The sequence below is a fragment of the Actinoallomurus liliacearum genome (assembly GCF_039542035.1).
Taxonomy (GTDB): domain Bacteria; phylum Actinomycetota; class Actinomycetes; order Streptosporangiales; family Streptosporangiaceae; genus Actinoallomurus; species Actinoallomurus liliacearum.
This window is the reverse complement of record NZ_BAABHJ010000008.1, coordinates 721,379-736,746: the sequence shown is the minus strand read 5'-3', so window position 1 is coordinate 736,746 and position 15,368 is coordinate 721,379. Positions and strand designations below refer to the sequence as shown.

The 15,368-nt window shown below is 71.2% G+C and carries 14 protein-coding genes; 9 read left to right on the top strand and 5 right to left on the bottom strand.

Annotated elements, in window-relative coordinates; genetic code table 11:
• Window positions 1–19: 19 nt before the first annotated feature.
• Window positions 20–202 (bottom strand): 4-oxalocrotonate tautomerase DmpI, encoded by a 183-nt coding sequence (dmpI, locus tag ABD978_RS18190; protein WP_345355202.1) that lies wholly within the window; start codon window positions 200–202, stop codon window positions 20–22.
• A 127-nt stretch (window positions 203–329) separates the two neighbouring features.
• Here dmpI and ABD978_RS18185 point away from each other — a divergent pair, with 127 nt between their 5' ends.
• Window positions 330–1,208: a LysR family transcriptional regulator gene (locus ABD978_RS18185; RefSeq protein ID WP_345355199.1), complete on the top strand. Its 879-nt coding sequence runs from the start codon at window positions 330–332 to the stop codon at window positions 1,206–1,208.
• Between the two features lie 87 nt (window positions 1,209–1,295).
• Window positions 1,296–2,267: an NAD(P)H-quinone oxidoreductase gene (locus ABD978_RS18180; RefSeq protein WP_345355196.1), complete on the top strand. Its 972-nt coding sequence runs from the start codon at window positions 1,296–1,298 to the stop codon at window positions 2,265–2,267.
• 160 nt (window positions 2,268–2,427) lie between these two features.
• On the opposite strand, the gene ABD978_RS18175 is transcribed toward ABD978_RS18180, so the two are convergent.
• The 3 genes from ABD978_RS18175 to ABD978_RS18165 form a co-directional block, all read right to left on the bottom strand.
• Window positions 2,428–3,261, bottom strand: coding sequence for a phosphoribosylaminoimidazolesuccinocarboxamide synthase (locus ABD978_RS18175; RefSeq protein WP_345355193.1), 834 nt, complete (start codon window positions 3,259–3,261; stop codon window positions 2,428–2,430).
• 202 nt (window positions 3,262–3,463) lie between these two features.
• Window positions 3,464–4,204 (bottom strand): SDR family NAD(P)-dependent oxidoreductase, encoded by a 741-nt coding sequence (locus tag ABD978_RS18170; protein WP_345355190.1) that lies wholly within the window; start codon window positions 4,202–4,204, stop codon window positions 3,464–3,466.
• A gap of 41 nt (window positions 4,205–4,245) precedes the next feature.
• A complete protein-coding gene (locus tag ABD978_RS18165) occupies window positions 4,246–4,698 on the bottom strand; it encodes a nuclear transport factor 2 family protein (RefSeq protein WP_345355187.1) in 453 nt (150 codons plus the stop codon).
• Window positions 4,699–5,129: 431 nt separating this feature from the next.
• Between ABD978_RS18165 and ABD978_RS18160 the strand changes: the two genes are divergently transcribed.
• Together ABD978_RS18160 and secY are read left to right on the top strand one after the other, a co-directional pair.
• Window positions 5,130–5,762 carry a hypothetical protein gene (locus ABD978_RS18160; protein WP_345355184.1) on the top strand — a complete coding sequence of 211 codons (633 nt, stop codon included), beginning with the start codon at window positions 5,130–5,132 and terminating at the stop codon, window positions 5,760–5,762.
• 179 nt (window positions 5,763–5,941) lie between these two features.
• A complete protein-coding gene (gene secY / locus ABD978_RS18155; RefSeq protein WP_345355181.1) occupies window positions 5,942–7,240 on the top strand; it encodes a preprotein translocase subunit SecY in 1,299 nt (432 codons plus the stop codon).
• Window positions 7,241–7,355: 115 nt separating this feature from the next.
• On the opposite strand, the gene recD2 is transcribed toward secY, so the two are convergent.
• A complete protein-coding gene (gene recD2, locus ABD978_RS18150) occupies window positions 7,356–9,575 on the bottom strand; it encodes an SF1B family DNA helicase RecD2 (RefSeq protein WP_345355178.1) in 2,220 nt (739 codons plus the stop codon).
• A 109-nt stretch (window positions 9,576–9,684) separates the two neighbouring features.
• Here recD2 and ABD978_RS18145 point away from each other — a divergent pair, with 109 nt between their 5' ends.
• The 5 genes from ABD978_RS18145 to ABD978_RS18125 all read left to right on the top strand — a co-directional run bounded on the left by ABD978_RS18145 (window position 9,685) and on the right by ABD978_RS18125 (window position 15,327).
• Window positions 9,685–10,260: a Uma2 family endonuclease gene (locus ABD978_RS18145; protein ID WP_345355175.1), complete on the top strand. Its 576-nt coding sequence runs from the start codon at window positions 9,685–9,687 to the stop codon at window positions 10,258–10,260.
• Between the two features lie 151 nt (window positions 10,261–10,411).
• Window positions 10,412–11,431, top strand: a complete 1,020-nt coding sequence (locus ABD978_RS18140; RefSeq protein WP_345355172.1) for a hypothetical protein — start codon at window positions 10,412–10,414, stop codon at window positions 11,429–11,431.
• A 34-nt stretch (window positions 11,432–11,465) separates the two neighbouring features.
• Entirely contained in the window at window positions 11,466–13,403 is a 1,938-nt protein-coding gene (locus ABD978_RS18135; protein WP_345355169.1) for a hypothetical protein, read from the top strand.
• A gap of 212 nt (window positions 13,404–13,615) precedes the next feature.
• Entirely contained in the window at window positions 13,616–14,149 is a 534-nt protein-coding gene (locus tag ABD978_RS18130) for an RNA polymerase sigma factor (protein ID WP_345355165.1), read from the top strand.
• Window positions 14,149–15,327, top strand: coding sequence for a CU044_5270 family protein (locus tag ABD978_RS18125; RefSeq protein WP_345355162.1), 1,179 nt, complete (start codon window positions 14,149–14,151; stop codon window positions 15,325–15,327). The genes ABD978_RS18130 and ABD978_RS18125 overlap by 1 nt, the downstream gene beginning before the upstream one ends.
• Window positions 15,328–15,368: the final 41 nt, after the last annotated feature.

The window sequence follows — 15,368 nt, the reverse complement described above, 5'->3', positions numbered from 1 at the left end:
GACGGGCACCACCCGGCGGTCACCTGTCGGCGACGAGCCCGCCGGCCTTGCCGCGGTTGTCGGCGGATACCTCATGGATCCACACCTCGACCGTCTCGGCCGGCAGCCCGTAGGCGTCGACGAACGCGTCGGTGATCCGTTTGACCAGCTCACGCTTGTCATCGACGGTGCGTGGTCCTTGATGGACGGTCACGATCGGCATGTCATCATCTCCTCGTCTCGGCCGTTGCCCGAACCGTTGCCAGTCCACAGCAGGCAGGCGGCCGGACCAAGAAGCGGATCGTGCCGGCTGTGATCAGGAATCGTGATCGAGGAAGGACACTGGGACGGTGGAGCTCCGCCAACTGCGGTACTTCGTGACCGTGGCCGAGGAACTGCACTTCGGGCGGGCCGCCCAGCGGCTGCACATCGTGCAGGCCGCGGTGAGCCAGCAGGTCCGCAGGCTCGAACGGGAGCTGGGCGTCGAGTTGTTCGATCGCTCGCCGCGGACGGTACGACTCACCACGGCCGGCCAGATCTTCCTGCCCGAGGCGCGTGCGGTACTGGCCGCCGAAGGGCGGGCGAGAGCCAAGATCGCCGAGCTGGTGGCCGTCCGGCCCACCGCGCTGCGGCTCGGTACCAGCAACGGGCTCGGCGAGCACCTGGACCAGGTCCTGGACAAGCTGGTCAGGTTCGTTCCGCAGATCAGCGTGGAGCTGGTCTCGGCGGCCACCCAGGCGAGGCTGGACCAGGTACGGACGCAGGGCCTGGACGCCGCCTTCGTCCGGGGTGTCACCGAGATACCCGAACTACGGTTGATCCCGCTGTGGCGGGATCGGCTCGTCATCGCCCTGCCGACCGATCATCCACTCGCCGAGGCTCCGGTGATCGAGCTCGCCCGACTGGCGGGAATGCCGTTGCGGCTGGCCGACCGCTCTCGCAACGCGCCCCTGCACGACCTGATGGTCTCGTCGTGCCGGGCCGCCGGCTTCGACCCGGTACTCGGTCCACCGTTCACGACTCTGCAGGACACCCTGGCCATGGTGGGCAGCAGCCGCGATACCTGGACGGTGCTGTACGAGGCACAGGCGCGCCGAATGCCGGCGCCGCGGCTGGCGTTCCGGGCGACGGCGGAACCGATCACCATGACGACGCTGCTCGCGGTGTCCGCGACCAACCCGCCCTGGTGCCTGGACGAACTGCTGCGCGCCTGCGATCACGATTCGTGAACGCAGCGAGCACCGACTGCTCCTTGGTCCGGCCGCCGTCTCCCGGTGGACTGGAGCCGACCCCGAGAACGCCTCCGAGGAGCATTCATGCATGCGATCACCATCCGTGAGTACGGCGACCCGGAAGTCCTGGAGTGGACCGATGCGCCCGACCCACGGCCCGGGTACGGCGAGGTGGTCCTGCGTGTCGCCGCCACCGCGGTGAACCGAGCCGACGTGCTGCAACGCCAGGGCCTGTACCCGCCGCCGCCCGGTGCGAGCGAGATCCTCGGGCTCGAGTGCTCCGGCACGATCGTCGAACTGGGTGAGGGCGTCGACGACCGGCGGGTCGGCGACGAGGTGTGCGCACTGCTGACAGGCGGCGGCTACGCCGAGCGTGTCGCCGTGCCGGCCGCACAGTTGCTGCCGGTGCCCGCCGGGGTGGGCCTGGTCGCCGCCGCCGCGCTGCCCGAGGCGGCGTGCACGGTGTGGCTGACCGTCGCCATGGAGGCCGACCTGCGCGCGGGCGAGGTGCTGCTCGTCCACGGCGGTGCGGGCGGCATCGGCAGCAACGCCATCCAGGTCGGCAAGGCGCTCGGGGCGACCGTGGCGGTCACCGCGGGCTCCGCCGAACGGCTCGAACAATGCCGGCGGCTCGGCGCGGACATCCTCGTGAATTACCGGGAACAGGACTTCGTCGCCGAGATCCAGGCGCGGACCGGTGGCGCGAACGTGATCCTGGACAACATGGGAGCCGCCTATCTGGAGCGCAACATCGACGCGCTGGCCACCGGCGGCCGACTGATGATCATCGGCTTCCAGGGCGGGCTCACCGGTCGGCTCGACATCGGCAGGCTCATGGCCAAACGAGCCACCGTGGCCTCGACCGCGTTGCGTCCCCAATCGGTGGCCGACAAGGGGCGCATCGTGGCAGCCGTACGAGAGAACCTGTGGCCGCTGGTCGAGAACGGCACCGTCCGTCCGATCATCGGCCACGCCGTACCGCTCCGAGAAGCGGGCGAGGCGCATCGCCTGATGGAGAAGGGCGGCACCTTTGGAAAGATCCTGCTGACCGCCTAGGAGCTGATCACGTGTGGGGTCTTTCCCGAGCATTCGGTACGGCCCCGCCCGACCGTCCGGGGGAGAAGAACGGACGATCTCCGCAGATCACACAGCCGGATCGCCCGTGCTGTGGGCGATTCGGATCAGACCGTTGGAGGCGGCGTCGGCGCCGCAGCACCTACTCAGGCCGGCGGCCGGTGAGCTTCTCGAACAGCTCGATGTAGCGGGCCTGGGTCGCGGCGACGACGTCGTCGGGGATCTCCGGGCCCGGCGGGGTGCGGTCCCAGCCGGTCACCGTCGACGACCAGTCGCGGACGAACTGCTTGTCCAGAGAGTGCTGCGGGCGGCCGGGCTCCCACTCGTCGGCCGGCCAGAAGCGGGAGGAGTCGGAGGTCAGCAACTCGTCGGCGAGCACCAGCGTGCCGTCCGGCGCGCGGCCGAACTCCAGCTTCGTGTCCGCGATGATGATGCCCCGCTCGGCGGCCAGCTCCGCTCCGCGCCGGTAGATCTCCAGAGTCGCGTCCCGCAGCCGCTCGGCGGTCTCCGCGCCGATCTCCCGGACGACCTCGTCGAAGGTGATGAACTCGTCGTGCCCGGCCGTCGCCTTCGTGGTGGGCGTGAACACCGGCTCCGGCAGCCGGGACGCCTCGACGAGCCCCGGCGGGAGCGCCACTCCGGACACCGTCCCCTGCTTCTGGTACTCCTTCAGGCCCAGACCGGTCAGATAGCCCCGGGCGATGAACTCGACCGGCAGCATCTCCAGTCGGCGGCAGCGGATCGCCCGCCCGGCCCACTCGGCCGGCACGTCGTCTGCGGAGATCACATGGTTGGGCATGACGTCGGCGAGCCGCTCGAACCACCACAGCGACAGCTGGGTCAGGATCTTCCCCTTGTCGGGGATGGGCGTCGGGAGCACGACGTCGTACACGCTCACCCGGTCGGTCGCGACGAGGATCAGGTCGTCGCCGTCCGCGTAGACGTCGCGGACCTTGCCCGAATGCACCAGCTCCATGCGCTCTCACAATCTCACCCGCGGCCCCGCTCGGGCCTACTCACCGCTACTGAGAACGTATCGGTTCAGCAGGTGAACGGCCCGAGCGGGGGAGGCCACGACGGCCGCCCGCCCGGCCCGAGCGCGGAAGGCGATACGGCCGCAAGCGGTGCCGCCCGCCTTCAAACGGCGCCGCCCGCCTTGGCCGGAGGGCGGCGGTGGGTCAGGCGGCGTGGCCGCCGTCGATGGTCAGCGCGGTGCCGGTGACGTATCCGGCCTCGTCGCCGGTGAGGTAGGCGACCATTCCGGCGATCTCGTCGGGGCTGCCGAAGCGGCCGACGGCGGTGAGGGACCGCTGTCCCTCGGCGAACGGGCCGTCCACGGGGTTCATGTCGGTGTCCACCGCCCCGCAGTGCAGCGCGTTGACCGTGACGCCGCGCCCGCCGAGCTCACGCGACAGGCCCTTCGTGAGGCCGACCAGGGCGGACTTGCTCATGGCGTAGACGCTCATTCCCGGGCCGGGCACGTGCGAGGTCAGGCTGGAGCCGATGTTGACGATCCGGCCGCCGTCGCCGAGGTGCCGGGCGGCCGCCTGCGACGCGAGGAACACACCTCGGACGTTCACGGCGAGCGCCTGGTCGACCTGCTCCAGCGACAGGTCCTCCAGCGGGCCGATCACCCCGATGCCCGCGTTGTTCACCAGGATGTCGAGGCGGCCCATCTCGGCCGCGACCCGGTCCACCGCGCCCACGACCGCCTGCGGGTCCGCCGCGTCGGCCTGGACGGCCATCCCGCGCCGCCCCGTCGCCTCGATCTTCGTCACCACCTGCTGGGCCTGCTCGTCGGAGCTCACGTAGGTGATCGCCACGTCGGCGCCCTCGTGGGCGAGCCGGTAGGCGACCGCCGCGCCGATGCCGCGGCTGCCGCCGGTGACCAGAGCGACCTTGCCGGTAAGACGGGACATGTTCATCCTCTTTCTGTTCCTGGTGAGTGGGGGAGTCGACGTCACGCCGTGACGCCGGTGGACACGGCCGTCCGCAGGGTTTCGTTGACCGCGGCGGTGTCCCAGTAGAAGGGGCGGATCTCCGTGATGAGGCGGTCGCGGACGGTGAACACTTGGAGCACCGTCGTCTCGATCGACCGGCCGGTGGCGCGGGCGGCCAGCCTGCCGTGGTTGGAGACGATGACGGTGTCACCGTCCGTCCACTGCCGTCTGTCGAGGAACTCGAGCGACCGCCAGGCCCGGCTCATCGCAGCCATGAAGCGCTCCATGCCGTCGTGACCACGCCACACGCCGCCGTAGGGCAGCGTGGGCGCCTGGTGCATCACGACGTCGGGGTCGAGATGCGCGGCCATGCCGCCGAAGTCGGCGACGCCCGGACCGCCCGCGGAGATATAGGCGGCCTCCGCCGCGAAGAACTCATCGAGCACGGCGCGGACGTCTCCGTGAGCGCTCATGGGATCCAGACCCTTCTTGTCGTGTCAGCGCCGGTGCACCCTTCTGGTGCGCCGGTGGTGCGCTGTCGTCCCAAGAACCCCAGCGGGCCGGGATCGGTTGCACCGTCGGCCCAGAGGCGGACCCGAATCTCGGTGAAGCGGTGCCGATCGGCGGCGGTACGCCGGAAAACGCCCGGTCCGGTGGCCTGTTCACCGAGCGTTTCGCTCGGCTACGGCCCGAAAAACGGCTCGCGGTGGCAGGACGGCGGCCAACGGCCCGTCGTGTGGCGGCCGCCGCCAGGGGTGGTCGCCACCTGGTGGTTCATTCGGGTCTCGCGTGAAACGTGGACGTTGCGCGCGATCGCGGATTATCGTGATCGACGATCGGCCGATGCGCGCGCTGAATGCCGCCGGTCGGAACAGGGCAGGGCGGACGGCCGGCGGGGGTGGGCGTGAAGAGCCACACCGGGCTCCGGCGACGGCTACTGACGCTACTGGCCGGGTTCTTCGGTTTCGTCATCACCGTCGTGCTCTCGGCGATTCCGGGAACCGCCGTCGCCGAGGTCATCCGCGTCGGGGAGACCGCCAACGCCGCTGGGACCGGTGGGTCGGCGGCGACCGTGGCCGCCCTCGACCGAAGCCGGCGCTCCAAACACTCCCGCGCGGCCCCGGTGGACACGCCGGGCGACCGAGGAGCAACGGTCCCCTCTCGTACGTCGAGCGCCGGCGCCCTCGCCGTTCCGGACGAGGACGGCACGGCGGACACGACGGGGCGGCGGCCGTTCACGAAGGCGGTCGCTCCCGGCTCCCCGACGACGGACCGCGCGGCGGGCGAACACCGGACCGCCTCGGCACGCTCTCCGTCCGATACCGCGTCGACCACCGCTGGACGGGACTGCCCGCGCGCCGTCTCGGCGAAGGCCGGTGGGGCCGGGCCGGGCGCGGCGGTACCGGCGGTCGCGGATCGCGTTCGCACGGTCCGGCGCGCGATCACCGCCGTCGTCGCGGCGCGCACGGTCACGCCGCCGGCCGTCTTCCTGTCCGCGGTCAGTCTCCGCGGTCCTCCTCCGCACACGGGTTCCTGACGTTCCCGTTCGTCGACCGCGGCGTCCTTCGACGGCCGCGGCGTTCCCGTGTGGAGGCATGTCATCTCTCGTACAACCCTGCGGCGAGCGCGTTCGGTGCTCGCCGGATCACTCGCGTTCCCCCGATCGTCGTCCGCCCGCCGTACCGGCCTTGGGGCCTGCTCTTCCCGGGAGGAAGGATGCTGACCCCCTTCCTGCGGGCCTGCCGGACCCCTGACCTGCGCCGGAAACTGCTGTTCACGCTCGGCATCATCGTGGTGTTCCGGTTCGGCCAGAACCTGCCCGCGCCGGGCGTCGACGTGTCGGCCGTGAAGGCGTGCGCGCAGGCCGCGGCCCATGGCGACCGCGCCGACGTCTTGAGCCTGGTCAACCTGTTCAGCGGGGGTGCCCTGCTCAAGCTCTCGGTCATGGCCCTGGGCATCTACCCGTACGTCACCGCCAGCATCATCCTGCAACTGCTGACGACGGTGATCCCGCGTCTGGAGACCTTGAAGAAGGAGGGGCAGGCCGGCACCGCGAAGATCACTCAGTACACCCGCTATCTCACGGTCGCGCTGGCGGTCCTGCAGGGCGCCACGGTCATGGCGATGGCGGCGTCCGGGAACCTCTTCCCCGGCTGCGGGCAGCGGATCCTGCACGACATGGGGGTCCTCACCGTCGTCACGATGGTGACCTGCATGGTCGCCGGTACGGCCGTCATCATGTGGCTCGGCGAGCTGATCACCGAGCGGGGCATCGGCAACGGCATGTCGATCCTGATCTTCACTCAGGTCGTCGCCGTCTTCCCGACGGAGTTCTGGAACATCTACACCAGGAAGGGCGGGTTCACCTTCACCCTGGTGACGCTGACGAGCCTGGCGGTGATGGCCGGAGTGGTCTTCGTCGAGCAGGCCCAGCGACGCATCCCGGTGCAGTACGCCAAACGGGTGGTGGGCCGGCGATCGTACGGCGGGACGTCGACCTACATCCCGCTGAAGGTCAACCAGGCCGGCGTGATCCCGGCGATCTTCGCCTCGTCGCTGCTGTCCGTACCGACGCTCGCGGCGCGGCTCTGGCCCGGGAACGCCTTCCTGAACCGCACGCTCGCCCCGCTCACCCGGCAGGACGACCCCTGGCACATGGTCACGCTGTTCGGGCTGATCGTGTTCTTCACGTACTTCTACGTCGCGATCACCTTCAATCCGACCGAGATCGCCGACAACATGAAGAAGTACGGCGGGTTCGTTCCCGGGATCCGGCCGGGACGGCCGACCGCCGGATACCTCGACTACGTGCTCACCCGGATCACCGCGCCCGGCGCGCTCTACCTCGGGTTGATCTCGCTCATCCCGATGCTCGCGCTGTCGCTGTTCGGAGCCACGCAGGACTTCCCGTTCGGGGGGACGAGCCTCCTGATCGTCGTCGGCGTCGCGCTGGACACCGTGAAGCAGATCGAGAGCCGGCTGCAGCAGCACTCCTACGAGGGGTTCCTGCGCTAGCGGCCGGGCGGCGTACGCGATGCTCGGCGAAGGAGCCGGTAGTAGCGGAGATTCGCGAAGAATCACCGCTTCGGCCGCTCCTTCGCCGAGCCTTCGCGCCGCTCACAGCGGCGCGTCAGGCGTCGGGGCGGAGGCGGTGGTCGAGGGCGGTGTGGCGGCGGCCGGCGCCCGCCGTGCGGACGGCGGCGGCCAGGGCCCTGGGGGAGCCGGCCAGCACGACCAGCTTCTTGGCGCGGGTGACGGCGGTGTAGAGCAGGTTGCGCTGCAGCATCATCCAGGAGCTCGTCGTCAGCGGGATGACCACGGCCGGGTACTCGCTGCCCTGGGAGCGGTGGATCGTCACCGCGTACGCGTGGGCGAGCTCGTCCAGCTCGGCGAAGTCGTAGTCGACCTCCTCGTCCTCGTCGGTGCGCACGGTGAGCGTCTGCTCCTCCAGGGACAGGCCGGTCACCACGCCCACTGTGCCGTTGAAGACCCCGGCGGCGCCCTTGTCGTAGTTGTTCCGCAACTGGGTGACCTTGTCGCCGACGCGGAACACCCGCCCGCCGTACCGCCGCTCGGGCCGCCCGTCGCGGTGCGGCGTGAGCGACTCCTGCAGGAGCGTGTTGAGGTTGCCCGCGCCGGCCGGGCCGCGGTGCATCGGCGCGAGCACCTGGACGTCCCGGCGCGGGTCCAGTCCGAACCTGCGCGGGATCCGCTCCGCCACGATCTCCACGGTGAGTTCCGCGGTCTTCTCGGCCTCCTCGCACGGGAACAGGAAGAAGTCCGGGAAGCCGCGCGTCTGCGGGGACTGCCCGGCGTTGATCCGGTGCGCGTTGACCACGATCCCGGACCGCTGCGCCTGCCGGAAGATCTTGGTGAGGCGTACGCGGGGGATCGCGTCGGCGGCCAGGAGGTCGCGCAGCACCTCCCCCGCGCCCACGGACGGGAGCTGGTCGACGTCGCCGACGAGCAGCAGGTGCGCGCCGCGCGGGATCGCCTTGACCAGCTTGTTCGCGAGGATGACGTCGACCATCGAGGACTCGTCGACGACGACCAGGTCCGCGTCGAGCGGGTTGTCGCGGTCGAACTTCGGGTCGCCGCCGGGCTGCAATTGCAGCAGCCGGTGCACCGTCGCCGCCTCGTGGCCGGTCAGCTCGGCCAGCCGCTTCGCCGCCCGTCCCGTGGGCGCGACCAGCACGACCTTCGCGCGCCTGGCCCGGGCCAACTCGACGACGGACCGTACGGTGAAGCTCTTCCCGCAGCCGGGGCCGCCGGTCAGCACGGCGACCTTCTCGGTCAGCGCCAGGCGTACGGCGTCCTCCTGCTCGGGGGCGAGGCCGGTTCCGGTCCGCTGCCGCAGCCAGCCGAGCGCCTTGTCCCAGTCGACGTCGCGGAAGCCGGGCAGCCGGTCCGTGCCGGTGCGCAGCAGTTCCAGCAGCCCGGTGGCCAGGGAGCGTTCGGCGCGCTGGAAGGGCGGCAGGTACACCGCCGGGATCTCGCCGTTCTCGGCCGTGACCCGTTCGCGGATCACCTCCTCGGCCGCGACCGCCTCCTCCAGGCACGGGCCGACCAGCTCGCGCGGCACCTCCAGGATCTTGGTCGCCTCGGTGATCAGGTTGGGCTCGGGCAGGTAGCAGTGCCCGTTGTCGGCCGCCTGGGACAGCGTGTACGCCAGCCCCGCCTTGACGCGCTCCGGGCTGTCGTGCGGGATGCCGACGGCCTGCGCGATCGTGTCCGCGGTCTTGAACCCGATGCCCCACACGTCGGCGGCCAGGCGGTACGGCTCCTTCCGCACCACCGAGATCGACTCGTCCCCGTACTGCTTGTAGATCCGTACCGCCAGCGACGTGGACACGCCGTGTCCCTGGAGGAAGACCATCACCTCCTTGATGGCCTTCTGCTCCTCCCACGCGGCGGCGATGCGGCCCGAGCGCTTCGGCCCCAGCCCGTACACCTCGACCAGGCGCTCGGGTTCCTCCTCGATCACCCGCAGGATGTCGGTGCCGAAGTGCTCGACCATCCGGTCCGCCATGACCGGGCCGATCCCCTTGATCAGGCCGGACCCGAGGTATTTGCGGATGCCCTGGACCGTCGCGGGCAGCACGGTGGTGTACGACACCGCCTCGAACTGGCGGCCGTACTTCGGATGTGAGGTCCACCGCCCCGTCAGCCGCAGGCTCTCCCCGACCTGCGCGCCCAGCAGCGGCCCCACGACCGTCAGCAGCTCCGAGCCGCTCCTGTCGGTGGCCACTCGGGCGACGGTGTACCCGGTGTCCTCGCTGGCGAAGGTGATCCGCTCGAGTACGGCCTCCAGCACCCGCGTTCCCGGTGAAGCCGCCTCTGCGTCCGCCACGTCGTCATACTGCCCGAAATCACTGACAGGTCCGGCCGACCCACCGAACGATTCTCCGGTACGTTCTGTAGCGCACCAATCACAACGAGTCGTATAGAGGGTACACGGGGTGTCGATTTCGTTCGCGGAGCATTGCGGTCGGTGGACCGTCGAGGACCTCCGCCGACCTGCGGAGGACGATCTCTACCGGTACGAGATAGACGACGGGGTCCTGATCGTCAGTCCCCCTCCCGCGTCCCCCGACCAGGCGGCCCTGCTGCACCTCGCCTTCGTCCTCCAGGCGCCCGCCCGGACCGCCGGATACCAGGTCCTGCCGATGGTGGAGGTCGTCACTCATCGGCGGGACGACTGGCTGAAGGTCCCCGACCTGGTGGCGGTGACCTTGGACGCCTTCGAGGCGGAGCCGGAGGCGTACGACGCGGCCGACGTGGCGCTCGTGGTGGAGATCAGCGGGAGCAGGCAGAGCCGCAACCGCGACTTCGGAGAGAAGCTCGAGGCCTACGCCGAGGCGGACATCCCGCACTACTGGGTCGCCGAGCTCGTACCCGTCCCAAGGCTGACCGTCTTCGAACTGGTCGACGGGGCGTACCGGGAGGTCGTCGCCTCGCCGGAGCCGGTCGGACTGACGCGGCCGTTCGCCGTGGAGATCGATCCGGCCCGGTTGCGCAGGGTGAGGGCGCGCTGACCGGCCGTCCGGTGGCGACACCGGGGGTGGTGGCTGCTCGAATCTCGCGCCGGAGCGCATAGGCTCGGCGTGTGAACCGTGCTCCTCGATGGCTGTTGCCGACCGTTCTGGCCGCGCTCGTCTTCGCCGTCGTACTGGGCACGCTGCTCCATTGAGGCGGCCGCGCCGGGGCGGGTCCCCCGCACGAGAGGCGCGCGCACGTACGCTCGCCGCCGTCGTCGCGGCGGGCGGCCCGCTGCTGTGGGCCGTGCCCGCCCAGGCCGACGCGCGGGCGGTCGCCGAGGGCGCCAAGCGGCTCTGCACGATCGACGACCCGCGCATCGACGAGTCCAGCGGCCTGGCCGCGAGCCGGCGCCATCCGGGCATCGTCTACACGTTCAACGACTCGGGCGGGTCGCCGCGGCTCTTCGCGCTCGGGATCGACGACTGCAAGGTCCGGGCCGCGATCACCCTCGGCGGGGCGCGCAACCGCGACTGGGAGGCGATGGCGATCGGCGCCGACGGCGACCTGTACGTCGGCGACATCGGCGACAACCTCAAGGGCCAGCCGTACTCCACCGTCTACCGCATCCCGGAGCCGAGGACGATCCGCACGCAGACCGTGCGCGCCACCGCGTACCGGATCAAGTTCGAGGACGGGCCGCACAACGCCGAGACGCTGATGATCGATCCGCGGACGAACCGGCTCTACGTCGCGAGTAAGGAGTTCGGCGGATCGCTGTACGAGGGGCCGAAGAAGCTCAGCACGAGCGGCTTCAACGTCATGCGCCACGTCGGTGACGCCCCGCTGTACGCGACCGACGGGGCGTACGCCCCCGACGGACGGACGTTCGTCATCCGCGGCTACTGGGACGCCGAGATCTATACCGCGCCTGGCAAGGAGCTGACCGGGGTGAAGGTGCCGGACCAGAAGCTCGGCGAGGGGATCACGTACACCGCCGACGGCAGGTCGCTGCTGTTCAGCGGCGAGGGCGTACGGCAGCCGCTGTGGCGGGAGCCCGTGCCGAAGGAGGCGCTGCCGTCCCCGACGCCGAAGTCCAAAGGGCACGCGAGCCCCGCGGACGGGACCGGGGACGGAATGAAGCCGGGCCGCAGAATGCTGGGCCTAGTGGTCGTCGGGGCGCTCGCCCTGGCCGGTGTTGTGGTGTTCGCTCGCAGACGAGCGTCATGACGAATGGGACGGTGACGTGTCACGATCTCTTCTCGTGGACCTCGAGCTGATCGGCCTTCGGGCCCCCGTACGGCGGTCGCGTCCGGTCGCCCCCGGCCCGTTCGCGCTGTTGTCCCTGCTGGTGGCCCTGTTGCCGATCTCCAACCCCGCCGTGTGGGCAGGCGTCATCGTCGCCTGCAACGCCATGCCGTGGCTGCTCGGCCTGCGGGCGCGCCGTACCGGTGTCTGGCGGCTGTCCGCGGCGGGCCTCGAACGTCTCGCGGCCGACGGCTCGGTGGTCGAGGCGTACGAACGGGACCGGATCGAGGAGTTCAGCGTCACCGCCGACGACGAGATCCTGACGATCTTCCACAAGTTCGGGTCGACCACCGCCGGCACGCTCACCGACATGGGCTTCGACCCGCTGACGTTCTACATGACCGCCCGCCGGCTGGGCATCACCACCCACGTCATCGACGGTGACCGTTCGGTGTTCGACGAGGGCGACCTGCCCGCCGAGGAGGACGCGCCCCGCGCGCTCGGCCGCCGCGCCGAACAGCGCCTGCGCGACCAGGAGGCGACGCTGCTGGCCGTCGCGCACGAGCCGTATCCGGCCGTGCAGACCACGCGCGCCACGCTCGGCAACCCGGTCACCGGCCGGCGCCGCGCGGTGGCGCTCGGGCTCCTCCTCGCGCTGCTGGCCCTGACGATGCTCGCCCGGATCGCGCTCGACGGCGCGCTCGGCCTCGGCGACCGGGTCATGGGCGGCCTGTGGGCCGTCGTCGGCGCGGTCGCGGTCCTCGGCGCCCGCCGCCGGCGGCTGACCAGCGCGCCGCTGTCCTGGTCCATCAGCCCCACGGAGCTGCGGGTCCGGCACGCCACGGTCGCCGAGTGGCGGGTCCGCGCCGACCACGTCGCCGCCGTCGTCGTCGGCCCGGGAACGGCCGTCGACCCCGTGTCGGGCGCGCTGACCGGACGGCACACCGTCGTGACCGTGTTCGGCCACCGGCTGCAGGTGCTGGCGCGGCTCCCCGCCCAGGGCCTGGACGTCTTCCAGCTCACGCACGCGCTCAGCGAACGCGGCTACCAGGTCGTCACGCCCGACCAGGGCGCACGCCGGCCGTCGCAGTACGGGCTGGCGGGTCTGCCGGACATCTTCGCGCGCGTGCCCGGCGGCCGCCTCGTCGTCGACGAGGACGGCATCGGCTGGGCCGACGGCGCGGGCGACGTCATCCTGCGGATGCCGCGCGACCGCATCGGCGGCATGGAGCTCCTCACCGTCGACGGCCACGCCTGGCTGCGCATGTACGACGACGACGGCGACGAGTTCCTCGCCGCGCCGCTGTCGATGCTGCGCATCTCCCGCACGGACCTGCGCGAATCCGCGCGGCGGATGCGGCTGCCGATCACCGACGCGGAGTACGACGCGTACGTCAACGCGGCCTTCCACGGCTCCATGACCCGCATCGAGGCGGCCCTGGACCCCTCGATCACCCTGACGCCAGAGGAGGACGAGACCCTGCCGCCGGTGCAGCTCGACGTGCCCCGGCGCACCCGCGTGCTGGCCTATGCCGTCACCGCGACGCTCTGCGAGCTCGTCGCCGTCCTCGGGTCGATCTGGCTGCGCGGCGACCTCGGCGGGTTCTGGACCTCGCTGTCGTGGGCCGCGCCGACCGGGTTGGTGCTGGGGCTCGCGGGCACGTGGCTGTACGACCGGAACCGGCCCCAGCTGCGCATCTCCGCGTCGGGGATCTCCTCGGTGACGCGCCTCGGACGGACCGAATGGAGCGTGACACGACAGGCGCTCGGCGGCGTGGGCATCGACGAGTCCGAGGCACCCCGGCTCGTCGTGTGGAGCCCGGTGGGCCGGGTGCTGCGCCGGGTGTCCTTCCCGCCGGACCTGGGCGAGCTGCGCCGCGCCTGCGAGCGCCACGGCCTCCCCTGGGGCCCGCCCGACGCCGACCACGGCGCCGCCCCACCCCCGGAGCTCTGACCGCCATACCCCCGCGCTAGAGCCGGTCCACCGGTGCCGCACGGTGCCGACGCCGGTCGCCGTGATCACTGGCCATCACTGCCCTCTATGAGCGGCAGATGCCAGTGATCATGGGAGACGTCCCGGCCCGGCCGGTTTCTCGAACATCGCCGTAACTCTCGTCGTTCTGCGGCCACTTCGTCGTGAACAAGCCCCCAGTCACGGGAGAGCGAGTGGATGACGACAGAGCACGGTTCACCGAACTGTACGACGCGTATCGGATGCGGGTGTGGGCGTACGCGGCCTCCCGTGTCGGCGGTCAGGCCGCCGATGAGGTCGTGAGCGAGACGTTCATGGTGGCGTGGCGGCGCTTCGCGGAGATGCCGGCGGCCTCGCTGCCATGGCTGCTCGGCGTGGCCCGGAACGTCATCCGTGACTCCGTACGGGCGCAGACGCGGCGAGACTCCCTCGCCGCCGAGCTGCGGACCTGGACGCGAGACGCCGAGTCGGACGTCGCCGACGGCGTCGTCGACCGCATGACGATGCTGCGCGCGCTCACCGAACTGTCCGACGGCGACCGGGAGGTGCTCACGCTCGTCTCCTGGCACGGACTGAGCCCCCGCGAGGCGGCCCGCGTCGTCGGCTGCAGCACGGCCACGCTGCGCGTACGGCTGCACCGGGCGCGCAGGCGTTTGGCCGCGGCGATGAGCACCCCGGCGCCACAGCGACAGCACCGGCAGACCACGGCGATGGAGATGGAGTGGTGATGACCGACCTCATGCGACGGCTGGCCGAGGTCCGGCCCGCCCACCTCGGCGGCGACGGACCGATCGACGACGCGGTCCGGACCGCGGAACTGAACCGGGCGTTCACCCAGCCGCGCGAGGCCGCGCGCAGGCGGCGACGCGGACGGGTGCTGATCCCGGCCGTCCTGGCCGGAACGGCCACCGTCACGGCGGTCGCGCTGGCGGTCGGCGCCGGCGGGCACTCGCCCGCCCCGGGCGGGTCGCGGCCCGCGCCCCTCGACGGCAGGTCCGTCCTGCTGGCCGCCGCGGACGAGGCGGAGAAGCTGCCCACCGGGAACTACTGGTTCACCGATCAGATCCAGGGCCAGTCCTACCTCGTCAAGGCCGGCTACGCGATCACCGGCGCGCACTCCGAGACGTTCGAGTGGACCGCGGCGAAGGTCGGCGGAGGCCACCTGTTCTACGGCCGTGACCTGCCCGCCCGGCCGCTGACCAAGGAGGACGAGGCCGCCTGGCGCAAGGCGGGCGCGCCGACGAGCTTCCGGGTCTGGTCCAACGACCACTACGGCACGTACACGACGAAGGCAGGCTCGTGGAGTGCGGACCGGCCGCACGAAACGGGCGGGAAGTTCTTCGTCCCCGGCACCGGTCGTGAGCTGAGCCCGGCGGAGCTGCAGAACCTGCCGACGGACTCGGCCACGCTCAAGAAGACGTTCCTCCCTGTCGTGGGCAAGGTGCGGGCGAACTCCGACCCCGCCGTGGCGAGGTGGCTCACCGACCCTGCGCACCTGATCCTGCAGGCCGGCAATGTGTTCGCCAATGCTCCGCTGCCGCCGAAGGTGCACGCCGCCCTGATGCGCACCGTCGCGGCACAGCCCGGCGTGCGAAGCCTCGGTACGGTCACCGACCCGCTGGGGCGGCGTGCCATCGCGATCGGCGCGGACTGGTCCGACAGCCGTATCGCGGGCCTCGGCAAGGACAGGAAACCGCGCTGGGAGAAGATCGGCTACACCGCCCGCGAGGAACTGCTCTTCGACCCGCACACCGGCGCCTACCTCGGCGACCAGCGGGTCCTGGTGAAGCCGGGTGCCGAGTACCGCACCCGGAAGCCGGGATTCGTGATCAACTACTGGCTGGCACGGAGCTCCGGCTGGACGCAGAAGAAGCCGTCCCCGCCGACCTCACTCCCCTTCAAGTGAGCCGCAGCCGCCGCCCCGAGGATCAGGCCCCGGGGCGGCGA